25 protein-coding genes are annotated in these 22,916 nt (G+C 70.4%); 17 read left to right on the top strand and 8 right to left on the bottom strand.

All coding sequences use genetic code 11. From position 1 onward, the window contains the following. The first annotated feature begins 11 nt into the window (after positions 1–11). From KZI27_RS04165 to KZI27_RS04195, 8 genes are all read left to right on the top strand, one after another. Complete coding sequence (locus KZI27_RS04165) at positions 12–176, top strand: hypothetical protein (RefSeq protein WP_159573348.1); 165 nt, start codon at positions 12–14, stop codon at positions 174–176. 243 nt (positions 177–419) lie between these two features. After that, a complete protein-coding gene (locus tag KZI27_RS04170) occupies positions 420–1,718 on the top strand; it encodes an adenylosuccinate synthase (protein WP_123312146.1) in 1,299 nt (432 codons plus the stop codon). Between the two features lie 2 nt (positions 1,719–1,720). Next, positions 1,721–2,281, top strand: coding sequence for a low molecular weight phosphatase family protein (locus KZI27_RS04175; protein ID WP_222659441.1), 561 nt, complete (start codon positions 1,721–1,723; stop codon positions 2,279–2,281). A gap of 260 nt (positions 2,282–2,541) precedes the next feature. Further along, positions 2,542–3,033, top strand: coding sequence for an SRPBCC family protein (locus tag KZI27_RS04180; RefSeq protein WP_222659442.1), 492 nt, complete (start codon positions 2,542–2,544; stop codon positions 3,031–3,033). 95 nt (positions 3,034–3,128) lie between these two features. After that, complete coding sequence (locus KZI27_RS04185) at positions 3,129–3,884, top strand: CPBP family intramembrane glutamic endopeptidase (RefSeq protein WP_261784088.1); 756 nt, start codon at positions 3,129–3,131, stop codon at positions 3,882–3,884. After that, positions 3,881–4,102, top strand: coding sequence for a hypothetical protein (locus KZI27_RS20185; protein ID WP_261784089.1), 222 nt, complete (start codon positions 3,881–3,883; stop codon positions 4,100–4,102). Before KZI27_RS04185 ends, KZI27_RS20185 begins: the two co-directional genes overlap by 4 nt. After that, the gene (locus KZI27_RS04190) at positions 4,089–5,414 is read left to right on the top strand and encodes a sensor histidine kinase (protein ID WP_222659443.1); all 1,326 of its coding nucleotides are present in this window, start codon (positions 4,089–4,091) and stop codon (positions 5,412–5,414) included. The genes KZI27_RS20185 and KZI27_RS04190 overlap by 14 nt, the downstream gene beginning before the upstream one ends. Then, positions 5,411–6,079 carry a response regulator gene (locus KZI27_RS04195; protein ID WP_222659444.1) on the top strand — a complete coding sequence of 223 codons (669 nt, stop codon included), beginning with the start codon at positions 5,411–5,413 and terminating at the stop codon, positions 6,077–6,079. The genes KZI27_RS04190 and KZI27_RS04195 overlap by 4 nt, the downstream gene beginning before the upstream one ends. A gap of 24 nt (positions 6,080–6,103) precedes the next feature. On the opposite strand, the gene KZI27_RS04200 is transcribed toward KZI27_RS04195, so the two are convergent. Beyond that, complete coding sequence (locus tag KZI27_RS04200) at positions 6,104–6,466, bottom strand: hypothetical protein (RefSeq protein ID WP_222659445.1); 363 nt, start codon at positions 6,464–6,466, stop codon at positions 6,104–6,106. A gap of 235 nt (positions 6,467–6,701) precedes the next feature. On the opposite strand from KZI27_RS04200, the gene KZI27_RS04205 reads away from it, so the two are divergent. Next, positions 6,702–7,337 carry a TetR/AcrR family transcriptional regulator gene (locus tag KZI27_RS04205; protein WP_123310369.1) on the top strand — a complete coding sequence of 212 codons (636 nt, stop codon included), beginning with the start codon at positions 6,702–6,704 and terminating at the stop codon, positions 7,335–7,337. Positions 7,338–7,537: 200 nt separating this feature from the next. Next, entirely contained in the window at positions 7,538–7,999 is a 462-nt protein-coding gene (locus tag KZI27_RS04210) for a GNAT family N-acetyltransferase (protein ID WP_222659446.1), read from the top strand. Here the strand turns inward: KZI27_RS04210 and KZI27_RS04215 are convergent. After that, positions 7,954–9,051, bottom strand: coding sequence for a BLUF domain-containing protein (locus KZI27_RS04215; RefSeq protein ID WP_261784090.1), 1,098 nt, complete (start codon positions 9,049–9,051; stop codon positions 7,954–7,956). The two genes, KZI27_RS04210 and KZI27_RS04215, sit on opposite strands and share 46 nt — an antisense overlap. Positions 9,052–9,275: 224 nt before the next feature. Here KZI27_RS04215 and KZI27_RS04220 point away from each other — a divergent pair, with 224 nt between their 5' ends. Next, complete coding sequence (locus KZI27_RS04220) at positions 9,276–10,001, top strand: hypothetical protein (RefSeq protein ID WP_222659448.1); 726 nt, start codon at positions 9,276–9,278, stop codon at positions 9,999–10,001. A 29-nt stretch (positions 10,002–10,030) separates the two neighbouring features. On the opposite strand, the gene KZI27_RS04225 is transcribed toward KZI27_RS04220, so the two are convergent. After that, positions 10,031–10,630, bottom strand: a complete 600-nt coding sequence (locus tag KZI27_RS04225) for a TetR/AcrR family transcriptional regulator C-terminal domain-containing protein (RefSeq protein WP_410004017.1) — start codon at positions 10,628–10,630, stop codon at positions 10,031–10,033. A gap of 347 nt (positions 10,631–10,977) precedes the next feature. Between KZI27_RS04225 and KZI27_RS04230 the strand changes: the two genes are divergently transcribed. The 3 genes from KZI27_RS04230 to KZI27_RS04240 all read left to right on the top strand — a co-directional run bounded on the left by KZI27_RS04230 (position 10,978) and on the right by KZI27_RS04240 (position 13,203). Then, a complete protein-coding gene (locus tag KZI27_RS04230) occupies positions 10,978–11,787 on the top strand; it encodes a DUF2382 domain-containing protein (protein WP_222659450.1) in 810 nt (269 codons plus the stop codon). A 105-nt stretch (positions 11,788–11,892) separates the two neighbouring features. After that, positions 11,893–12,660 (top strand): mechanosensitive ion channel family protein, encoded by a 768-nt coding sequence (locus KZI27_RS04235; RefSeq protein WP_222659451.1) that lies wholly within the window; start codon positions 11,893–11,895, stop codon positions 12,658–12,660. Positions 12,661–12,762: 102 nt separating this feature from the next. Then, positions 12,763–13,203 (top strand): YsnF/AvaK domain-containing protein, encoded by a 441-nt coding sequence (locus KZI27_RS04240; RefSeq protein WP_222659452.1) that lies wholly within the window; start codon positions 12,763–12,765, stop codon positions 13,201–13,203. A gap of 35 nt (positions 13,204–13,238) precedes the next feature. On the opposite strand, the gene KZI27_RS04245 is transcribed toward KZI27_RS04240, so the two are convergent. After that, positions 13,239–13,706 (bottom strand): MarR family winged helix-turn-helix transcriptional regulator, encoded by a 468-nt coding sequence (locus KZI27_RS04245; RefSeq protein WP_258373332.1) that lies wholly within the window; start codon positions 13,704–13,706, stop codon positions 13,239–13,241. 117 nt (positions 13,707–13,823) lie between these two features. Between KZI27_RS04245 and KZI27_RS04250 the strand changes: the two genes are divergently transcribed. Together KZI27_RS04250 and KZI27_RS04255 are read left to right on the top strand one after the other, a co-directional pair. Next, the gene (locus KZI27_RS04250) at positions 13,824–14,426 is read left to right on the top strand and encodes a hypothetical protein (RefSeq protein ID WP_111086138.1); all 603 of its coding nucleotides are present in this window, start codon (positions 13,824–13,826) and stop codon (positions 14,424–14,426) included. A 31-nt stretch (positions 14,427–14,457) separates the two neighbouring features. After that, positions 14,458–15,444 carry a signal peptidase I gene (locus KZI27_RS04255; RefSeq protein WP_222659453.1) on the top strand — a complete coding sequence of 329 codons (987 nt, stop codon included), beginning with the start codon at positions 14,458–14,460 and terminating at the stop codon, positions 15,442–15,444. A gap of 28 nt (positions 15,445–15,472) precedes the next feature. Here the strand turns inward: KZI27_RS04255 and KZI27_RS04260 are convergent, their stop codons facing one another. The 4 genes from KZI27_RS04260 to KZI27_RS04275 all read right to left on the bottom strand — a co-directional run bounded on the left by KZI27_RS04260 (position 15,473) and on the right by KZI27_RS04275 (position 20,213). Then, entirely contained in the window at positions 15,473–16,084 is a 612-nt protein-coding gene (locus tag KZI27_RS04260) for a hypothetical protein (RefSeq protein ID WP_222659454.1), read from the bottom strand. A gap of 79 nt (positions 16,085–16,163) precedes the next feature. Continuing rightward, positions 16,164–17,216 carry a BLUF domain-containing protein gene (locus KZI27_RS04265; protein WP_222659455.1) on the bottom strand — a complete coding sequence of 351 codons (1,053 nt, stop codon included), beginning with the start codon at positions 17,214–17,216 and terminating at the stop codon, positions 16,164–16,166. 106 nt (positions 17,217–17,322) lie between these two features. Next, a complete protein-coding gene (locus KZI27_RS04270; RefSeq protein ID WP_222659456.1) occupies positions 17,323–19,047 on the bottom strand; it encodes a glycosyltransferase in 1,725 nt (574 codons plus the stop codon). Further along, positions 19,044–20,213 (bottom strand): hypothetical protein, encoded by a 1,170-nt coding sequence (locus tag KZI27_RS04275; protein WP_222659457.1) that lies wholly within the window; start codon positions 20,211–20,213, stop codon positions 19,044–19,046. The genes KZI27_RS04270 and KZI27_RS04275 overlap by 4 nt, the downstream gene beginning before the upstream one ends. Before the next feature lie 651 nt (positions 20,214–20,864). On the opposite strand from KZI27_RS04275, the gene glgX reads away from it, so the two are divergent. Continuing rightward, positions 20,865–22,883: a glycogen debranching protein GlgX gene (glgX, locus tag KZI27_RS04280; RefSeq protein WP_222659458.1), complete on the top strand. Its 2,019-nt coding sequence runs from the start codon at positions 20,865–20,867 to the stop codon at positions 22,881–22,883. Positions 22,884–22,916: the final 33 nt, after the last annotated feature.

The following is a 22,916-nucleotide window of genomic DNA, read 5'->3' on the forward strand; positions in this document are numbered from 1 at the left end:
AGGGTTGCAGCATGCAGAACACGCTGAGCCAGCTCCGGGCCAACCCGACCGAGTGGCGCCGCCGGGGGCTCACCCCGCCCGACGTCGTCCAGGCGATGATCGAGCAGCGTCTCGCCGAGCCCGGCTACTCGCAGCCCGTCGGCGACCCGTCGTACCAGGACTTCTTCCGCGCCTGATCGCGGAACGCACGGACACGAGGGACGGGAGGCCCGGTGCCAGCTGGCACCCCTCCCTCGCAGGCTCGGTCGGCGCGACCCGCGCAACGCTTCGCGTTGCCGCTGAGCGGGGCGCGCCCGTCCGTCCGTCGTCACCACCTCGAGCACGGGCAAGGTGGCGCGCAGGTGACCGTCCGATAGACTCGGGTGGACCACCGGCCCGCCTGGTCGCGTGAGGTCCTCCGCCAACGTGAGGAGAACCAGATGCCCGCAGCAGTCATCATCGGAGCCCAGTGGGGCGACGAGGGCAAGGGGAAGGCCACCGACCTCCTCGGCTCCCGCATCGACTACGTCGTGAAGTTCAACGGCGGCAACAACGCCGGCCACACGGTCGTCGTCGGCGGCGAGAAGTACGCCCTGCACCTGCTGCCCTCCGGCATCCTCACGCCCGGTGTCACGCCGATCATCGGCAACGGCGTCGTCGTCGACCTCGAGGTCCTGTTCCAGGAACTCGACGCGCTGAAGGCACGCGGCGTCGACACCTCGAAGCTGCTCGTGTCGGCGAACGCCCACGTCATCACGCACTACCACCGCACCATCGACAAGGTGACCGAGCGGTTCCTCGGCAAGCGGCAGATCGGCACCACCGGTCGCGGCATCGGCCCGACCTACGCCGACAAGATCAACCGCGTCGGCATCCGCATCCAGGACATCTTCGACGAGAACATCCTGCGCCAGAAGGTCGAAGCGGCCCTCGACCAGAAGAACCACCTGCTGGTCAAGGTCTTCAACCGTCGCGCGATCGACGCCGAAGAAGTGGTCGAGTCGCTGCTGTCCTTCGCCGAGCGCCTGCGCCCGATGGTCGCCGACACGGCCCTCGAGATCCACCGTGCACTGGAGCGCGGCGACACCGTCCTGTTCGAGGCCGGTCAGGCGACCATGCTCGACGTCGACCACGGCACCTACCCGTTCGTCACGTCGTCCTCGGCGACCGCCGGTGGCGCCGCGACCGGTTCCGGCATCGGCCCGGGCAAGCTCGAGCGCATCATCGGCATCGTCAAGGCGTACACGACGCGCGTCGGCGCCGGTCCGTTCCCGACCGAACTGTTCGACGAGTCCGGCGAGTTCCTGCGCGCCAACGGCTTCGAGTTCGGCACCACCACGGGCCGTCCGCGTCGCTGCGGCTGGTACGACGCCCCGATCGCCCGCTACACGGCACGCATCAACGGCGTGACCGACTTCGTGCTGACCAAGCTCGACGTGCTGACCGGGCTCGAGACGATCCCCGTGTGCGTCGCGTACGAGGTCGACGGCGTGCGCGTGGACGAGGTCCCCGTGAACCAGTCGGACTTCCACCACGCGAAGCCCGTGTACGAAGAGTTCCCCGGCTGGACCGAGGACATCACCGGCGCCCGCTCGTTCGAGGACCTGCCGAAGAACGCGCAGGACTACGTGCTCGCGGTCGAGGCGATGTCGGGTGCGCGGATCTCCGCGATCGGTGTCGGTCCGGGGCGCGACGCCATCGTCGTCCGGCACGACCTGCTCGGCGCCGGCGCAGCCTGACGATGCGGATCCTGTTCGTCTGCAGTGGCAACATCTGCCGGTCGCCGCTCGGCGCGCAGGTCCTGACGGCGCGACTCGGCCCGGACGCTGCGACGTTCGTGGTCGAGTCCGCCGGCACCATCGCCGACGACGGTGCCGCGATGGACGGCGCCGCCGCGGCGCAGTCGGTCCGGCTCGGCGGTGACCCGTCGCGGCACGGCTCGCGGTACCTGACGTCGGCGATCGTCGAGGACGCCGACCTGGTGCTGACGGCCGAACGGTCGCACCGGGCGGCCGTGGTGTCGCTCGCGCCCCGGGCCACCAAGCGGGCGTTCACGATCAAGCAGTTCGCGCGGGTGCTCGACGGACTCGAACCCGGTGACCTGCAGGACGTCCACACGCCCGAGGCCCTGGTCGAGCGGGTCGCACGCCTGCGCGGCACCGTCCCGCCGCCGGCCGACCCCGCCGCCGACGACGTCGACGACCCGTACCGCCGGTCCGAGGCGACCCACGCGCGGGTCGCCGACGAGATCGACGCCGCGCTCGCACCCATCGCCGACGCGCTCCGGACCGCGCTGCGCTGACGCCGCGCTGCCGGTGGGCTGACGCCGCGCGGGCCGAACTCGCACGGTGCGCGGTTGTTCGTCCGGTGCGAGGTCGGCGGCCTCGTGCAGGGCTGGAGCGGCGCACGGAGCGAGCAACCTCGCACGGGCCGGCGGACGTCGCACGGTGCGGGGTCGAGCAACCTCGCACGGGCCGGCGGACGTCGCACGGTGCGGGGTCGAGCAACCTCGCACGGGCCGGCGGACGTCGCACCGTGCACGGTGCTGTGCGAGGATGACGCATGCCCGTCGTCGAGTCCCGCTGCATCGTGCCGGTCGAGCCGCAGGTGGCGTTCGCCGTGTCGCAGACGCAGGGGGCGATCCGGAAGCGCTGGGACCCCTTCATCCGACACCAGCACCTGGTCGGTGGTGCGACGGTCCCCGGCAAGGGCGTCCGGACCTACACGGTGCAGCGGTTCGGCTTCGCGATGGAGAGCGAGTACGTCTCGTACCATCCACCGTCGAACGTCGGGATGAAGATGACGAAGGGGTCGTGGTTCTTCGAGCGCATGGGCGGGGGCTGGCGCTTCACCGCGGCGGAGGGGCAGCCCGGGCACACCCTGGCCGTCTGGCGCTACAACTTCACCTGCCGGCCGAAGTGGTTGGCGCCGCTCGCCGAACGGATCGGCGTGCTGGTGCTGCAGCGGGACATCGACCGGCGCATCCGCGGCTTCGCCCGGGGTTGCGAGGACCCGGTCGTCCTGGCCCACGTGGCCGCCCAGCGCACCGCCTGAACGGCCCGGGAGCACTTGCATCCTTCGATGGAACTCCCGCAGGTGCGTCCCGAAGCCGGTCGTCCCCGAGCGCGCTGGTTCCTAGCGTCGTGTGCATGACGTACACCACCGGAGTCCGGCCCGTCGCCGGCACATCCCCGCAGGACCGTGGGGGTGTCCGCGGCCTCATCGCCCGGCACCCGCTCGTGTCCTTCTTCACCCTGGCACTCGGCCTGAGCTGGCTCGCGTGGGTGCCCTACATCCTGTCCCCGCACGGCATGGGCGTGTGGGACGTCCACTTCCCCGAGGTCCTGGGCAGCGGACAGTTCACGGGTGTCCTGCCCGGTGCGCTCCTCGGCCCGTTGGGCGGTGCGTTCATCGTCACCGCGGTCGCCGACGGCCGTCCGGGCCTGCGCCGCTGGGTCGGGCGCCTGTTCCGCTGGCGGGTCGCCTGGTACTGGTACGCCCTGGCGCTCGTCGTCGTGCCGGCCATGATCGTCGCGTCCGCGCTGCCCTTCGCCGGCGGGGACGTCCGTGCCCCCTCGGCCCTGGCCGTCGCCATGCTCGTGCCCGGCCTGGTCATCCAGCTGTTCTCCACCGGTCTCAGCGAGGAGCCCGGCTGGCGCGACTTCGCCCTGCCCCGCCTGCAGCACCGCTTCGGTGGGCTCGGTGCGGCTGCGATCCTCGGCCCGATCTGGGCGCTCTGGCACATGCCGCTCTACCTGAGCGACTGGGGCGGGTGGCCGAACGCGCACTGGAGCGAGCCCGTCGTGTTCGCCCTGTTCACGATCACGTTCAACGTCGTGATGATCCAGGTGTTCAACAAGACCGGCGAGAGCCTGCCCCTGGCCTGCTGCTGCACGTCGGCGTGAACAACACGATCTCGACGCTGTTCCCGGAGGTGTACCCGAGCATGACCGCCGGCACGCTGATGTTCGGCCTGACCATCACCTCGACCGTCGCCGCCGCCGTGCTGCTCGTCGTGACCCGTGGCCGCCTGGGCTACGACCCGGCGCGACGTGCGCTGCCGATCGACGCCCCGGTCCCCGCTCGCACCCGCCTCGTAGGATCCAACGATGGCCTCCGCTGACCCGCGCACCCGTGACCGCCGCGTCGACGTGTTCGTCGCGCTCGGCACGGCCGTCGTGGCCCTCGGCCTGCTGCTCGGTCTGCCGCCGCTCGACGGCCTCGAGCCGGACGGCGCCGCCCTGGCCATGCGGGTCCCGGCACCGTTCACCGCTGCGTGGACCGTCCTGGCGCTCGGCCTGCTGGCCCAGTCCGCCGCCCTGCTCGCCGCCCGTCGGGCACCACGCTCCGTGCTGGTCGCGGTGTCCGCACTGCCGGTGTTGGTCGCCGCGCTCGCCCCGCAGTCGCTCGACCTGTTCGGCCTCACCGCGCTGCCGGTGGTCGTCGCCGTGGTCCTCGCGGCGCTGCGCGTTCCGCTCGCTCGCCTGTGGCCGACGCTGTTGGTCGCCGCCGCGCTCGTGGCAGCTGGCAGCACGGTCCTGTCCGCGGTCGCCGGCGGAGCGCTCCGGGGCGACGTCACGCAGGGACTGACCGGCGCACTCGGCCAGGGGGTGCTGCAGGCGGTCGGTGCCGTCGGGCTCCCGCTCCTGGTCACACTGCTGGTGCGGTCCCGCCGCGAGGTGCGCGCCGCCCGCACCGCCGAGGCGAGCGCGGTCTTCCGTGAGCAGGACGCCCTGGTCGACGCCGCGGTCTCCCGCGAACGCGCCGCCATGGCCCGCGAGCTCCACGACATCGCAGCGCACCACCTGTCCGGCATCGCGCTGATGGCCGCCGTGATCGACCGGCAGATCGACAGCGACCCGGAGCGCGCACACGAGGGCGCCCGCCAGGTGCGGGAGCAGAGCACCGCCGTCCTCGACGACCTGCGCCGCCTGGTCGGGCTCCTGCGCGAGGACGTCCCCGCAGAACGCGCGGTCGAGACGGTCGCCGGCATCGTCGACCTGGTCGAACGTGCCCGGTTCCGCAGCGACGTGCGCCTCGACGTCCTGCCCGGCGAGCGTCCGACCGACGACCGCCCCGTGGCCGACGGCGTCGGCCCGCTCGCGCAGCTCGCCGCGTACCGCACCGTCCAGGAGGCGCTGGCCAACGCCGCCCTGCACGCCCCGTCCGCCCCGTGCACGGTCACCGTCGACGACCGCGACCCGACCCGGGTGGTGATCCGGGTGGAGAACGCACCGGCCGCCGCTCCGGCAGCGCCGACCTCACCGTCGGGCGGCAACGGCCTGCGGGGGATGCGCGAGCGGGCGGACCTGGTCGGGGCGCGCCTCCAGACCGGCCCCACCGCGACCGGCGGATGGCTGGTGGAGCTGGCGCTCGGCCGGGAGGCACCTGCCGCACCCGCGCAGGCCGCCGACGGCGGCGAGGTGGTCGCGTGATCCGCGTGCTGGTGGCGGACGACCAGCCGCTGGTCCGTGCCGGGGTGTCCGCGCTCCTCGGCGCGGAGGCCGACATCGAGGTGGTCGGCGTGGCCGCCGACGGCGGCGAGGCGCTCGCGCTGGCGCGCTCGTTGCGGCCCGACGTCGCCTGCCTGGACATCCGGATGCCGGTGGTGAACGGCATCGAGCTCGCCCGGCTGTTCTGCGCCCCCGACGCCGATCCGGCCATCCCGGTGCTGATGCTGACGACGTTCGACCTGGACGACTACGTGTTCGGGGCCCTCGAGGCCGGTGCCTCCGGGTTCCTGCTGAAGGACGCCGAGCCGGACACCATCGTCGACGCCGTGCGCCAGGTCGCGGCGGGGAACGGGACGCTCGACCAGGCGCTGACCCGGCGGGTGCTGCGCGAGTTCGTGTCGCGACGGAGCCTGCAGCCGGTGTCGGGGGACCGGGCCGACGGGGTGCTCACCGCCCGCGAACGCGAGGTCCTGCTCCTGCTCGCGCAGGGGATGTCGAACGAGGAGATCGCGGTCGCGCTCGTGCTCGAGGTCTCGACCGTGAAGTCGCACCTGGCGCGGATGCTGCCGAAGCTCGGGGTCCGGTCACGGCTGCAGGCCGTGGTGTGGGCGTACCAGAACCGGATTGTGGCGGTCCCCGAGTCGTAGGGCTCGCATGGTGCGTGCCGGGCGTCAGCCGGTGGTGAGCGGCTCGGCGGCGCCGGGGACGACGAGGCGCCAGACGCTGTCGTCGTCCTCGGGGTCGGCCTTCGTCAGGTAGAGGCGGAACGTTCCTTCCGCTGCGAGCACGTCGCCGTCGAGGTACTCGACGGGCTCGCCGCTCGTCGTGCACTGGTCCGACGTGCTGACGACCTCGATGGTGGTGCCCGGGGCCTCCCCCTTCGAGGTCGTCGTGACCTCGGCGTCGTAGACGTCGTAGACGCCGCCGATCTCGACGGTGCGATCGGTCTTGGTGACCTGGCCCTCGACCACGAGATCGGCGGATTCGCGGCGCTCGGCCGCGGTCATGGGCACGTAGTCGGTGCAGGAGCTCACGGAGGTCCTCGGCCCGATGCTCTGGATCCGGCCCTCCGCATCGCACCCCGCGAGCCCGCCAGCGACCACCACGGCCAGCACCACGACCGGTACGATCCGTCCCCACTGCATGGGATGAGTATCGCTCGCAGGTCGATCGGTGGGAAGTGTCGTGGCCGGATCGTGCTGGTCCGTTTTGCGCGCGATCCCCGTTCGGGGGCTTGGGTGGGACCGGTGTGCCTGGTGGGGTGTATGCATGCACATCGAATCATCGCGCCGGACCTCGGACGATGCTGCCCTCCGATCGGCCGTCGTCGACGGGATGATCACGGCACTACGGACGCGTCCGCTCCACGAGGTCACCCCGGCCGTCGTCGCGGACCACGCCGGTCAGGACGTCGACGTCGTCGGCCGGACGTTCCCCAGCTGGGACGGTCTGCTCCTGGCCACCATCGACCACTGGAACGAGCAGCGCACCGCACCGCTCATGCCACTCGCCGAACGGTTCGGGACGGTGCCGTTCCTGCGTGCGATCGTGACCGCGAACATCGCCGACCCGTCACTGATGCGCTTCCTCACCGCCACCCTGAACATCGCGGCGTCACCGGAGCACCCGCTCGCGCCGATGCTGCACGCGCGGTGGCGCCGGTTCCACGCCTTCGTGCAGGACTCCCTGCAGCGCGACAGCCTGCTCGGTCGCGAACCGAGCACCATGGAGCCGTCGCGCGGCGCCGAGCAGCTGCTCGCGACCTACGAGGGACTGCAGCTGCAGTCCATGGTGCGCCCCGAGATGGACCTGCTCGAAGCGTTCGACCGGGCAGTCACCCGGTTGCGCGAGGGATGGTCCCGCGAGTACGTCGCCCCCGTGTGGGACCTCGACCTGGTGAGCTGACCCGGACCCACCACAGACCACGGACGCTAGGGCGTCCGAGGGCAGACGCCAGCCGTCTGCACGCGCCACCGCTCGATTCGGGTTCGAGCGGAAGCGCGCACACCGTGCCGCCGCTCGATTCGGGTTCGAGCGGCGGCACGCACACTGAACACCCACGGGGCACCCGCGACGACGCGGCGCCGGGCGAGGAACACACCACGATGCAGCACCTGACGTTCTCGGTCGCGGCCGAGCCCTTCGACCACGAGGACGCCGTCCGGCTGCGCGCCGCGGCCCGGATCGAGGTCGACCGGATCTACGGCCGTCCGGCCGACCGTGGCCGTCCGCTGACCGAGGCGACCGCCGCCGTGCACGTCGTCGCCCGAGACCGCTCGGGCTTGGCGCTCGGCACCGCGTCGCTGAGTGCGGCCGGCGACGGCGTGTTCGAGGTCCGGCGGCTGTTCGTCCGACCGGACTCCCGCGGGCAGGGCGTCGGCGACCTGCTGGTGCTCGAACTGCTCGCGCAGGCCGAAGAGCTGCAGGCACCGGCGGTCGTCGCCGAGTTCGGCGTGCTGCAGCCGCATGCCGCCGCGCTGTTCACCCGGAACGGGTTCGTGCGGATCCAGCCGTTCGGGCCCTACCGCGACGACCCCGAGTCGGTCTGCTTCTCGCGGGCGTTGTGATCGCCCGTGCCCTCGACCGGGATCTCGAAGAGGTCCGTGTGCCGGTAGTCCTCGGCCCACCCCCGCCGCAGCCGTGACACGGCGCGGTCGAAGGACGCGATGATGTCGAACCCCTCGATGAGGAGCGACTGGATCCGCAGACCGTCGTAGAGCGCGAGGAGCTGCTCGGTGGCACGCGCGGGATCCATGGTGGCCGGTTCGCGACCGACCCGGATGTCCCGCTCGAGTGCTTCCCGGACGGTCCGACGGAACCGGAGGTACAGGGTGCGGTAGTACTCCGCGCCCTCGTGTCCGGGGTGGGTGCTCGAGGCGAGCGTCGAGGCGAGCAGCCGCATCAGCGCTGGTTCCTCCGAGTACGCCACGACCAGCGCGTGCAGGTAGGCGACTGCGCCGTGCGTGTCGGCGATCGGCCGCAGGGGTCGTGACACCGAGCTCGACCACCGGTCGACCGTGGCGGTCAGCAGGCTCTCGCGGGTGGGGAAGTGGGTGCGCAGCTCGTCGACGGTCATCTCGGCCCGGTCGGCGACGGTGTCGACGTCGACCTGCTCGACCCCGGTCTCGTGCAGCGCCGTGATCGTCGCGTTGACGATCCGGGTGCGCAGCTCGATGCCGTCGTCGCCGTGCTGGTTCGTCAGCGGCGCCAGGGGGTGCTTCCGGAACCACTCCAGCAGGGCCGTCGCGCGGGACGTCCCGGCGGCGGGGTCGGGCGCGTGCCCGTCGGCGAAGAGGTCGAGGAACCCCGGGATCTCCTTGATCAACGGGTCCGCCGGTTGGAACGCCATCGACCACTCCGGGAAGGACCGCGTCGCGACGGTGTCCGCAGCGACCTGGCGCACGTTGGTGTGACGGGGGTCCTGGCGGATGCCCTCGAACCGTTCCCGCACGACCTCGTCGTCGCCCTCGATGATGCCGATGCAGTTGCTCCCCTGGTGGGCGAGGATCCCCGTGATGCCCAGCTGCAGGTTCTTCTCGCGACCGACCACCAGGATCTCGGCGAGTTCCTCGTCCGTGACCGGTCGGCTCATCGTGCTCACGTACACCAACGACAGCATGTGGCCCCTGTTCCTCGAAGCGAGCGTGTGTTCCACACAGTGGCGCACACCGGCTCCGATGGCAAGGCGTGCCGATCGCGTCGCGCTCCGCCTGTCGTCTGCGGCTCGTGGCCGGCGCGCAAGGTGGATGGCGCGGTGTCCTGGCGGTGGGCCGCTGCCTACGCTGGAGGAACCGGACACCGACCGGGTCCCGGTCGGTGAAGGTGCTCGGAAGAGGTGGGGCAGTGTCACGGACGAAGTCGTTGCGCCGCGCTGCGTTCAGCCTCCCGTCGCGCAGTGCGCGCGTCGTCGAGTTCGTGTTCCGTCGCCTCGACGCGACCGGGGACTTCTACCCGGACGACGCGATGGAGGGCACGGTGCCCGGCCCGGACCCGGATCGCGTGGTGTTCGTGGGTGAGCGGGGCGAACTGTCGCTCGGCGTCCGCACCCACGAGCTCTCGCTCCCCGCGTTCTTCGCTCGGCACCGGGCAGCACGGACGGCGCGCGGCGTCTCCTGGAAGATGATCCCCGCACCGTCGGCGAGTGTCCGGGAACTCCCGTCCGTCATCGCCGCCCACCGCGAGGACCTGGGGCGGTGCGACCTCGTGGTCGTGTTGGTCGGCATCACGGATGCGCTCCGGGTCCTGCCGACGAGGGTGTGGGAACAACGCGTCCGTGACACGATCGCTGCCCTGCGCGAGGTGGTGCCCGTGGATGCCGAGGTCGTCATCGGTGAGATCCCACCCCTCGACAACGCCGGGAGTCTGTCCCGGCCGGCTCGGCTCGCAGCCGGGGTGCACGGTCGGCGCCTCAACGCGCGGACTCGAGTCGTCGCCGAAGCCTGTCCACGGGTGCGCGCAGTCGGGTTCCCGGACGAGCTGACGCGGTCGGTGTGGCGGCCCGAGTCGGACGAGCACCGGTACCGCGACACGTACAAGGTGTGGGGCGGGCACCTCGACGCCCACGTCTGACGGCCGCGTCGCCGGACCGCGATCGCGGGTCACTGCGACAGTTCGCGGTCCAGTCGGTCGAGGAGTGCCTCGAGGGAGACCTCGAACTCCTCGTCGCTGCGGTCCTCGCTCAACAACGTGCGGAGTCGGCGGACCTCCGGTGCGACGTCGAGGGACGTGTTGCCGTCGCCCTCGGGGATGGCGGCGCCTCCTTCGTCGAGCGGTTCCTCGGCTGGGCCTGCTTCGGCGCCGCTGACCACTGACTGCAGGAGGAGCTGGCCGAGCAGGAAGCTGCTGAACGCTCGGTACGCGTTGACCGCCTGGGCGTCCGTGAAGCCGTTCCCCGTCAGCGCGGTCAGGAACGTGTTGACGACCTCGACGCTCCGCAGCGGCGGGCGGAGCCAAGGGGCTGCTGGGTGGCGGGTCGCCACCAGCGGGAACGCCTTCGGGTGGTCCGTGGCGATCTGCCGGACGGCATGGGCGACCGTTTGCAGGAACCCTTGCCAGTGTTCTTCCTCGGCCTCGGTGAGCTGCGAGGTGAGATCCCGCATCAGTGAGGCGACGACGCCTTCGAGCAGGTCTTCCTTGCCGTGCACGTAGCGGTACAGGGACATCGCCTCCACGCTGAGCTCCTGCGCGAGTGACCGCATGGACAGTCCCTGGGGACCTGACCGATCGATCTGCTGCAACGCGGTCTCGACGATGAGGTCACGGCTGAGCCTCGGTGCGTTCGTCTCGGAACGGTTCGCCCTCGCTCGTGATGCCACGGCTGATCTCCCTGCCGATCCGCGGTTCGTGGCTGACAACGGGCGCTGCGCCGAGTTCGCGGCCGACAAACCCACGCTATCGCGACTTACGATGTAAGCTCCCGCTGGGCTTACGCCGTAAGTCCACGAGGTGGTGGTCTCCGCCGATCGAGCGGGCCGTGCGCCGCCGTCACCTCGGATCCACTCCGCATCGAACCCCAGGCGACCTGCCGGGGAAGAGGAGTACCACCATGATCGACAGCAGCAGCATCAACGACCTCACGGGCGCCGACGTCTACGGGAGCGACGACGCCAAGATCGGCACGGTCGGCCAGGTCTACGTCGACAACGACACCCAGGCTCCGACCTGGGTGACGGTGCGGACCGGGCTCTTCGGCACCTCGGAGTCGTTCGCACCCCTGAACGACGCGACGTTCGAAGCCGGCGCCGTCCACGTCGCCTACGAGAAGTCCTTCGTGAAGGACGCCCCGCGGGTCGACGCCGACGGGGCGCTCAGCGCGGACGAGGAGCAGTCGCTCTACTCCTTCTACGGCAACCCGTCGAGCGCGTCGGCGGATGCGGGTCTGTACGACCAGGACGCCGACCGGAGCACGGACTCCGCCGACGTCCAGGGACACGACACGTCCGGTCCGACGACGGACGACGCCATGACCCGCTCCGAGGAGCGGCTGCACGTGGGTACCGAGCGGATCGAGTCCGGCCGTGCCCGTCTGCGCAAGCACATCGTCACCGAGCGGGTCACCAAGACCGTGCCCGTCAGCCACGAGGAGGTCACCCTCAGCCGTGAGCCGATCACCGACGCGACCGCCGACGATGCCTTGTCGGGGCCCGCACTGAGCGAAGAAGAACACGAGGTCGTGCTCACCGAGGAGCGCGTCGTCACCGCCAAGGAGACGGTCCCGGTCGAGCGCGTCCGGCTCGGCACCGAGACCATCGCCGGCGAGCAGGAGGTCACCGAGGACGTCGCGCACGAGGAGATCGTCCTCGACGACACCGCCGCGACCGACGAGACCATCGCGGACCGCGACGCCCGTTCCTGATCGTGCTGGGCGACGGTCGCTCGGCGACAGCCGGACGTCCGTCGCCAGCACAGGACGCCTCCTCTGCGCCCTGTCCACCCGACCCTCACCCGAAAGGCTCACCCCATGGACTTCCCCGCCGCTCTGCAGAACGGACTGGCCGCAGTCATCGCGTTCGTCCCGCTCGCGTTGCTCTTCCTGCTCATCCTCGTCGTCGGCCTGATCGTCGCGAAGCTCATCGAGAAGGGGCTCTCGCGTCTCCTCACCAAGGTCGGCTTCGACCGTGCCGTCGAACGCGGGGGCATCAAGAAGGCCCTCGCGAACTCGAAACTCGACGCCTCCGACATCGTGTCGAAGATCATCTACTACACGCTGGTGCTGTTCGTGCTCCAGTTCGCGTTCGGCGTCTTCGGGTCCAACCCGGTGAGTGATCTCCTCGCCGGCATCATCGGGTTCCTGCCGAAGATCATCGTCGCGATCATCATCATCGTGGTCGCCGCGGCGATCGCGGCCGGAGCGAAGGGCCTGATCCAGAACACGCTCGGTGGTCTCTCCTACGGCAAGCTGCTGGGCAACATCGTCGCGGTCTTCATCGTCTTCATCGGAGCGACCGCGGCGTTGAACCAGATCGACGTGGCCACCTCGGTCACCACCCCGATCCTGATCGCGGTCCTCGCGATCATCGCCGGCGTCGTCATCGTCGGAGCCGGCGGCGGACTCATCAAGCCGATGCAGCACCGCTGGGAGGCGATCCTCGAGAAGGCCGAGGCCGAAGCCCCGAAGATCCAGCAGCACGCCCAGCGTGCGCCGTCCGTCGTCGAGCAGGCAGAAGAGGCTGCCGGGAAGGCCAAGCGAGCTGCCTCGACGACGACCAGTTCCCATCGCTCGAACTGAGCGAGCCCTGTGTGTCGGCCCCGCTCACCATGGGCGGGGCCGAGGGCCATCCCCGCGCTCCCGTGTTCGCTCGGGACCGTGCCCCCAGCATCGGAGAAGACCATGACCTCCCGCCACGCACCGCGCGACGCTCCGGGTGGTGACGACCGGACGGACCAGTTCGACGTGGTCCGACGCGAAGAGCGACTCGTCATCGGCACCGAACGCCACGCCATCGAACGGGTCCGGCTCGAGCGGGTCATCGTCACCGAGCAGCGGACCATCACGGTGGACGTCAGTCACGAGGAGATCCGACTCGTCCGTGAGCCGATCGGCGGCGCGGTACCGGTGTCGGCCGGCACCACGGACACCGTCCACGAACCGATCGTCGTGGTCCTCCGCGAGGAACAGATCACGGTCTCGACAGCGGTCGTCCCGGTCGAACGCGTCACCCTGACGACCCACACCGTCACGGAGGAGCACCGCGTCGAGGCGGGGCTGCGGAGGGAGGAGCTCGACGTCATCACGTCGCGCCGCCGGGCCGGTGGGGCGCCACTTCCGTGAGTCACGCGGAGGACCCGTGAGGGAGTCGGTCGTCCTCAGTCGACGCTGGCTTCGCGGAAGGCGTGCGACACGCGTTCGGTGAAGTGGATGAACACCTCCGTGCTCTCCGGCGGCAAGGACTGCCGGAGTGCCCGGCGGTAGGCGGCCCGGAGCGTCCCGACCACCGCGAACCCGTCGGCGCTCAGCTCGATCCGCACGCTCCGGCGGTCGTCCGGGTTGCGGACACGATCGAGCAGGCCTCGCTTGGTCAGGCGGTCGAGCAGGGCGGTGACGGCTCCCGTCCCCATCTCCAGGTACCCGCCGAGTTCCTTCGGCGTGCGGTCGTCGTCGACTGCGCCGAGGAACTTCAGCGCGCGGAGGTCGACCGGGTTCAGGTCGTGCGTGACAGCGAGGTGCTGCATCAGGTGCGCGTGCTCGACCTGAGCGCTGTAGAACGCGGCGACCGCCTCGTCCAGCAGACGATCCTGGTCGGCGTCACTCATCGGAGGAGGGCTCGCGCTCATGCTCCCATCTTAGACGAGATCCGTTTGGGACAAAAATTGACTTGAACGAATTTGTAGGCGTATGGTTCACCTAGCTCGAAATTCGAGTCAAGTCTCAACCTGAACGGATCTCCTCTCATGCGTCGCCCGAACCGCACCATCGCCCGTGTCGCCACCCTCGCCGTCATCCCGGCTGCCCTGCTCGCTGCCGGTGTCGCCGTGTCCACCGCGTCGTACTCGGCGTTCTCGGCCACCTCGTCGGACGACGCCAACAACTGGTCGATGGGATCGGTGGCGCTGAGCAACGACGCATCGAACGGTGCGCTCTTCGCTGCGTCGAACCTCAAGCCCGGTTCCACCGGGACGAACTGCATCGCCGTCACCTCGACTGGCTCGCTCCCCAGTGCAGTGAAGCTCTACGCCACGAACGTGCAGCAGACCAAGGCGCTGGCCTCGTACGTCACCCTGCAGGTCAAGCAGGGCAGCGGTGGAGGCTACGGCACGTGCAACGGCTTCACCGCGGCGGCCGGGTCCGACGGTCTCCTCTACAACGACTCCCTCGCGTCGTTCGCGTCCACCCGAACGAGCTACGCCACCGGCGTCGGGACGTGGAAGCCGACCGGCGACAAGTCGGAGACCAAGACCTACCAGATCACCTACACCGTCTCGTCGGATGCCCCGGCCTCCCTGATGGGTGCCACCGCGAGCCTCGGGTTCACCTGGGAAGCACAGAACTCCTGAGCGGCCGGGAGGACACGAGAGGAGGTCGGTCGTGCGTCCGTCCGTGTGGGGTCGGTTCGCCGTGGTGCTCGGCGCCCGGGGGGTCCTGGCTGCCGTCCTCGGTCTCGTGTTCTGGGCTGTCGCTCCGATGGTCCTCGGCTGGCACACCACCACGGTGATGACCGGCTCCATGGAGCCGTCCCTGCACCCGGGTGACGTCGTGGTGAGCAAGACGGTCGCCGCGGGAGAGCTCCGGAAGGGACAGGTGTTGCTCTTCGCCGACCCCGACCACGTCGGCACCCTCCGGCTGCACCGGTTCGACTCCCTCAACAGCGACGGAACCCTCACCACGAAGGGCGACGCGAACCCCTCCGCCGACTCCACGCACATCTCCCGGTCCGCGGTCACGGGAGTCGGGTACCTCCGTGTCCCGCTCATCGGCACACCCGTCCTCTGGGCTGCGGACCATCGAACGGGCCCGCTCGTCGCCCTCGGTTCGGCCCTCGTCCTCGTCGCTGGACTCGCCGTCCTGCCCGCCGTCGCAGATCCGAGCAGGACGACGGGGGCGTCCCGACGTGGGCCCCGGCATCGTCAGCAGGACCACCGGCCGTGGGCGGTGGGGGCACTCCTCGTCACTTCTGTCTGCACCGTCGCGGCGCTGGCGGTACCTGCTCCGGCGGCCGCCGCGGCCTTCGCCGCCACCGCCACCGCACCCAGCACGATGGCGACCGTGGCCGCGACCCCGGCCACTGCGCTGACGTGCACGTCGAACACGAACGGGTCGGTCACCATCGGGTGGAGCTACGACGGGGTGGCACCCGAGCGGTTCACCACGGTGATCGACGGCGTCGCGAGCAGCGACACCAGCGCCGGCACCGCCCGATCCACCACGATCAGCTCCTGGGACCTCTTCTCGTTCCGCACCTCCAGTGTCACCGTCCGCGCCGACGTCACCTCGACGTGGACGACGACCTCCGCCAGCAGCGTCCGCATCAGCACCGTCCGCTTCCTCGGACTCGGCCGCACCAGTTGCGCCTGACCCGATCCCGCCCTCGTGGGCCGGGAGGTCACGACGTCCGCGAAGGCGCCACGCGGAGCCCGGTGGAGCGCCGCTCGAGATCGGCCAGCTCGCGGATGACCTCCGGATCCCGGTGCCGCCACCGGTCGACGACGTCGACGCCGAGCCGGCCGGCGGCGTTCCGGGTCGTCAACGCGCGGACAGCGAGCAACTCGGCTCCGTCCGGCTGCTGACCGAGGCGCTGTGTGAGCGTGGCGAGCCGGATGAAGCCGCCGCGGTACCGGATCCAGACCACCACCAGGACGATGATCAGCACCGCGGTCGACGAGGTACCCAGGAGGTGCGCCACGTGCAGCGTCTCCTGCTGCTGTTCTGCTCCGGCAGCCGCGATCCGCTGCGCGCTCTGGCTCGCGTCCTGCAGCGGTGCGCTGACCGACTTGCCGATGAACGGCACCTTCTCGAGTGCCGTTGCGGTGCTGCTCAACTGCTCCTGGAACGCGGTGCCCTGGTCGTGGACACGAGTTCCGATGTCGGCGAGGGCGCTGATCGATGCGGAGACCGCTCGCCCGAGCAGAACCGCGGCGACCATCCCGGCCACCACGACGACATCGAGCAGCACCTGCCCTGCGGTGCGGATCGGACGTGCGTCGTAGAACACCATGGACAGGTCCTACCACTCGCACGATGCTGTGCCTCTCGGCGATCGGCCCATGTGGAGTCGGCGGAACCGGCTCCCGTCGTCAGGCGCTGGGGATCGTGGGCAGGTCCCAGTAGGCGGGTCGTTCGTAGTGTTCGGTCCAGCCCCGTCGCATGCGCGACGCGGCGCGGTCGAAGGCGTCGACGACGTCGGTGTCCGGTGTGAGGAGCGCCTGCAGGCGGATGCCGTCGTAGAGGGCGAGGAGCTGCTGTGCACCGCGGATCGGATCCATCGTGGCGGGTTCCCGCCCGGCACGGACGTCTTCGGCGAGGGCGGTGCGCACGGTCTCACGGAACTGGAGGTAGGCGGACCGGTAGTAGTCCGCTCCGTCGGTCGACGGATCGGTCGACGTGGCGAGTGTGGACGCGATCAGGCGCATCAGGGCTGGTTCCTCGGCGTGGGCGGCGAGGAGCGCGTGCAGGAACGCGATCGTGCCCTTCTCGGCGGCGAGGGGGAGCAGGGGAGCAGAGACTGCTCGGGTCCACCGCATCACGGTCGCGGCGAGCACGGCGTGCTGCGACGGGAAGAGCCCCAGGACCTCGGGGACCGTCATCCCCGCGCGTTCTGCGACGTCCTCGAGGGTGAACCGGGACGCGCCGCCGGCGTGGACAGCGGTGATCGCGGCGTTCAGGATCCGGGTTCGGGGGATCTCCTCGTCGGCCGCGTCCTGGTTCGTCAAGGGAGCGAGCGGGTGCTTCCGGAACCAGTCGAGCAGGGCACGCGCGCGGGACGCACCGAAGGTGGAGTCATTGGGGCGGTTGGCGGTGAAGAGGCCGCTGAACCCCGGCACGTCGTGCAGCAACGGGTCGAGCGGCTGGAACGCCATCGACCAGTCCGGGAAGGACCGGTGTCGGATCGGCTCGTTGAGGAGCACTCGGACGTTGGTGTGGCGGGGATCGGCTCGGACCTGATCGAAGCGTTCAGCAACGACGTCGTCGTCGCCCTCGATGATGCCGATGCAGTTGTCGTCGCGGTGTGCGAGCATCCCGGTGACACCGAGGCGTGTGTTCTTCTCCCGGCCGACGGCGAGGATCTGCGCGAGTTCCGAGTCCGTGATCAGTCGGGTCTGCGTGCTGGTGTAGACGAGCGATCGCATGGCGGTTTCCCCTCAGGTTCTGACATGACCGGACCGACCACAGCGTGCTCCACCTCGACCGCCGCGGCAACCCCCTGAACGGGAGACGCCGCGGCGACCGCGGTACTCACCCGGATGACGTCTTGGTGAGACCGTGCTCCGTCTTCTCCCAGTAGTGGGGGCGGGTGATGAGCTGCCACAGGCCCTTGTAGGCGGCGACCGAGTGCAGCACCCAGTACACGGGGTTCAGCAACGCCCAGAGCATCAGGTCGAACCGCGCGCGTTTGTACGGTCCCATCATGGTCAAGTAGATCATCGTGGCGTTGCCGAGCAGGAAGTCGAGCACGCACAGCCAGAGCACCGGGGCGGGGAACACCGGGGCCGTCCACGCCGTTGGCAGCACGAGCGTGGCGATCGTCACCGCGATGCCGGGCAGCATGCCGAGGAACGTCAACGGCGTCCCGGCGATGAGCAGCGCGAACGCGGCAGCCCGGCGCACCCCGATCTCCCGCACGAGCGCACGGGGGCGCCGGGCGTGGACGAGGGCGGTCTGCATGTACCCCTTGATCCACCGCGACCGCTGCCGGACGAAGTTCGGGATCGAGGTGTTCGCCTCCTCCATCGTGGTCGAGTTGACGACGGAGACGCGGTACCCGACCGCGGACGCACGGATCCCCAGGTCGGCGTCCTCGGTGACGTTGTAGGGGTCCCAACCACCGAGCTCACGCAGGAGCTCGGTGCGGAAGTGGTTCGAGGTCCCGCCCAGCGGGATCGGCAGGTTCCGGGCGTCGAGGCCGGCGAGCATGTAGTCGAACCAGTACGAGTACTCCAGCGTGAACATGCGCGTCAGGGCGTTCTCATCGGCGTTGAAGTAGCTCAGGGCGGCCTGGACGCACACCGTGTCGGTGCCGGCCCGCTCGAACGTGGTGAACACCTTCTTGAGCTGGTCGGGGTCGGGCCGGTCCTCGGCGTCGTAGATGACCACGTACTCGCCGCGGGCGATCGCGAGGCCGACGTTGCAGGCGCGCGGCTTGGTCTGCGGCGCACCGGGAGGGACGATGACGATCCGCATCCAGGCCGGTGGTTCAGCGTCGAGGACGGCCTGGCGTGTCTCGTGGTCCTCGGCCTCGACGAGGACCAGGACCTCGAGGCGGTCCTTCGGCCAGTCGAGGACCTCGAGGTTGCGGACGAGGTCGCCGACGATGTTCGCCTCGCGGAACACCGGGACCAGGACGGTGTACGTCGGCAGCGTGGTGTCGTCGAGCGCGGCGACGTCGGCCGCTGAGACCTGCTCGACGAGGTCGAAGCGGGCGCCGACCATGGAGACCCAGAACTTGAAGACGATGCCGGCCAGGAACCCGAGCGAGAGCACCGCGGTGACGATGGCAGCCGTCGTGCCGGGAGCGATCACCAGGCAGCCGGCGAACGCGAGCAGGGCGATGCCGCCGCCGACCTGTTGACCGCGGGACAGCACCGTGCGGGCGGACATGGCCGGGATCGTCCGGGCGAGGTCGTGTGCCGCGAGGTCGGCGACCTCGTCGTCCAGCTCCCACATGATGCGCTGGCGGACCTCTGCCTCGTCGACCGCCCGGAGCACGACCGGCTCGCCGAACTCCTCGGTCAAGGCGGCCCGGAGCACATCCGGGTCCGACCGGCCGCTGGTCAGGACGAGGACCCCCTCGCGGATCCGTGCGGAGGCGACCCAGCCCTCGTCGACGTGCCGGCGGACCGAGCACCGGTGCGGCGGGCGCCAGTCGGACTCGCCGCCGCGGTGCCGGGCGGTCGTCTCGTCGATCGACGGGGTGTCGGTCGCGCTGGTGACGGCGGACGCACCGGGCACGACGGCGGTCATGCGCCCACCGCCGAGACCAGGGCGTGCATCCACTCGGCGACGACCTCGCGTTCGAACGCCGCGGTCCACGCGAGCGGGATCTGGAGGGCGGCGAGCACCATGACGAGAGCGCTCGTGACCCGGCTGCTGACCCGCGGGAGGATCGCGATCGCGACGGCGAGCATCGTGACGAACGTGTTGCCGGCGGTGGCGACCGGGATGAGCCCGATCGCGTAGCCGGCGAGGATCCCGGCGAACAGCGCGACCACGATGACGATCGCACCGGGTCGGTGCACGAGCAGGGCCAGGAGGCACCCCGCGACGACCATCGCGAGGAGCAACAGCCCGTCGAACGAACCCACCAGGTACTCGAGGCCGCTCAGCCGGGTGCTGTCGGTGTGCACGGTGTTCCGCAGTGCCGCGAACGGGTCGCGGAGGACGAGCAGGTCGAGCACGGACATCGAGCCGATGACGGCGATGCTCGGGAACACGAGGACGAGCGTGTTCGCTCGGCGGATGCCCGGCTGTCCGTGCCGGGCGAGCTCCAGCAGCGGGGCGGTCAGAGCTGCGATGACGACGTAGACGAGGCCCATCGGGTCGACGAGCGTCGACACCATCAACGACAGGCCGGCACGGAACCCCGCCTGGGTGTCGCCGTACGAGAAGAACCGCACCATGTCGGCGATCGCGAGCGCGAACAGCGCGATGCCGAGGAAGGCCTGCAGGTCGTTGAGGGCGACGAAGGCGTAGAGCGGGTTCGCGCCGAGCGCGATCGTGAAGACGACCACCTTCCGCATCCGGAGACCGCGCCGGAGCATCGCCTGCGCCAGGAGCTGCAGCAGCACGCCGGCTGCGAGGCCACCGAGGACCGCTGCGCCGTGCACGCCGAACGGCAGGAACCGGAGCAGGACGCCGGAGAGCAGCGGGTAGAGCTGACCGACGGCCTGCACGACGCCGCCGTCGATGGCTGCCGTCGCCCGATCGAGGGTCGCCTGGTTGCCGGTGAGCTCCAGGAGCGGTGTGGTCGGGATCTTCATCGAGAGCACGGCGACCACGACGTAGGGCACGGCGAACGCGAGCCGGAGGAGCCACCGCGTCCACGCGCGGGGGAGCGGCCGGAGCGCCGATCGGTGCGGCGGCTCGGCCGACGACAGGACGGCGCTCAGACGCGGGACGGTGACGGTCATGCGCGCTCCTTCGGGTGGATGCGGACAGTGGAGCCCAGGCACCCATCACAGTCGGAGGACAGACGAATCGGTACACCCAGAACGGGGTACAGGCGAGTCCCCCAGAGTGAGGACATCTACGCATCTCGTGAATGGGGGTGCCGCCGCGTCGAACCCGAATCGACACGCCGGCACCCACCGTGACCGCCCCACCCGAGGGAGGTCACCTTCGCTTGGTGCCAAAGCTCCGCGCGGATCTCGTCCGCAACGGAGTTGCTGACTCGACGACCCAATCAGGCGACTCGCCTCGTTGGTATCCCCCAAACGGGGAACGCGCGTTCTCCGGATGGCGGCAGGGCCGCTCCCGTCGATTTCCGCGTACCTGTGCGCCCGGAGAGCGGCACGTCCGTACCGTCTCGTGAGCTACCCCGCGCCGCCCAGCTGCGGGGGCCCGATCCCTGTTCCGGGCTGGCATCGTCGCGGACCGCCCCGCCGAACCCGACGTCGTCGTAGCGCGAGGGCGCCTGCTCCTCGACCCGAACGAGGAGCAGACGCCCTCGGTCACCGTCCGGTGTCCGTCGAGGCGGACGCAGTTGTCCGGTCTGCGCATCCATGCCTGCCGGGGTACGTGCGCGAGCCGGGACCACAGCGGCCGCCCGGTACAACGACACCATGACCACTTCTGCCCGCACCCCGCTCGGCGTCACGCTCGTCGACGGCGGCGCCAACGTCGCTCTCTTCTCCAGCACCGCGGAGCGCGTCGAGTTCTGCACGTTCGACGACGACGGCACGGAACACCGCACCGAGCTGCAGCACCGCACCGGCTACACCTTCCACGACATCGTCCCCGGCGTCGCCGTCGGCACCCGCTACGGCTTCCGCGTGCACGGCGCGTGGGACCCGGCGAAGGGCCTGCGCCACAACGGCGCCAAGCTCCTGCTCGACCCGTACGCCACGGCGGTCGACGGCTCGTACGAGTGGGGCCAGGCCCTGTTCGGCCACGACATGAACGATCCCGAGACCCGCGACGACACCGACTCCGCCGCCGCGATGCCGAAGTCGGTCGTCGCCGACCGCTCGTTCGACTGGGGCGACGACGTCCGTCCCTCGACCAGCCTGGCCGACACCGTCTTCTACGAGGTCCACGTCAAGGGCTTCACGAAGCAGCACCCGGACGTCCCCGAGGCGATCCGCGGCACCTACGCCGGCATGGCGCACCCGGCGGCGATCCAGCACCTGGTCGATCTCGGCGTCACGGCCGTCGAGCTGCTCCCCACGCACCAGTTCGTCCAGGACTCGACCCTTGCCGACAAGGGGCTCCGCAACTACTGGGGTTACAACTCCATCGGGTTCTTCGCACCGCACGACGAGTACTCGTCCAGCGGCACCGCCGGTGAGCAGGTCGCCGAGTTCAAGGAGATGGTCAAGGCCCTGCACGCCGCGGGGCTCGAGGTCATCATGGACGTCGTCTACAACCACACCGCCGAGGGCAACCACATGGGTCCGACGTTGTCGTTCAAGGGCATCGACAACGAGTCGTACTACCGCCTCGTCGAGGGGGACGAGGCCAACTACTTCGACACCACCGGCACCGGCAACTCGCTCAACGTCGGCCATCCGGCGGCGCTCGGGCTCATCATGGACTCGCTGCGCTACTGGGTCGAGGAGATGCACGTCGACGGCTTCCGCTTCGACCTGGCGACGACGCTGACGCGGCAGGACGGTGAGGCCGAGAAGCACTCGGCGTTCCTCGACATCGTCCACCAGGACCCGGTGCTCCGTCGGGTCAAGATGATCGCCGAGCCGTGGGACACCGCGGGGTACCAGGTCGGAGGGTTCCCGGCCGACTGGTCCGAGTGGAACGGCAAGTACCGCGACGACCTCCGGGCCTTCTGGCGCGGCGACGAGGGGGCGCTCGGCGACGCCGTCCAGCGTGTCCTCGGCAGCCCCGACGTCTACGAGGGGTCCCGCCGCTCGCCGCTGTGCTCGGTCGACTTCGTCACGGCCCACGACGGCTTCACCCTGGCGGACCTGACCTCGTACGCCGAGAAGCACAACGAGGCGAACGGGGAGGACAACAACGACGGCGAGAGCGACAACGCCTCGTTCAACGGCGGGGTGGAGGGCCCGACGGACGACGGCGGGGTCAACGCGTACCGCGACCGCCAGCGCCGGAACTTCCTCGGCACCCTGCTGCTGTCGGCCGGCGTACCGATGATCCTCGGCGGCGACGAGATCGCTCGGTCCCAGGGCGGCAACAACAACGCCTACTGCCAGGACGACGAGATCTCGTGGTTCGACTGGGAGGCGGCCGACCAGGACCTGCTCGCCTTCACGACCGCGGCGATCGCGTTCCGGGCGCAGCACCGGTCCCTGCGTCCGGAGTGGTACCGCACGGCACCCGGCGACTCCGACTCGACCGTCTCGGTGCTCCGCGCCGACAACGCCGGCTTCGAGGACGGGGACTGGGCCGACGGCGGCAACCGGGCGGTGATGCTCGTCCTCGAACAGGGCGACGACACCGTCGCCGTCCTGCTCAACGCCTCGGACACGACCGTCGAGTTCACGTTGCCCGAGAAGCCGGGTGGCGGCACGTGGCAGCTCGGGCTCTCCAGCGACCCGGAGCAGCAGGTCGCGGGTGACGCGGCGACCGTGCTCGTACGCGACGCGTCCTTCTCCGCGCTGTACTGACACGGTTCCGGTCGCCGGACACCGACCCGGTGG

The organism is Curtobacterium sp. TC1 (assembly GCF_019844075.1).
GTDB lineage: Bacteria > Actinomycetota > Actinomycetes > Actinomycetales > Microbacteriaceae > Curtobacterium.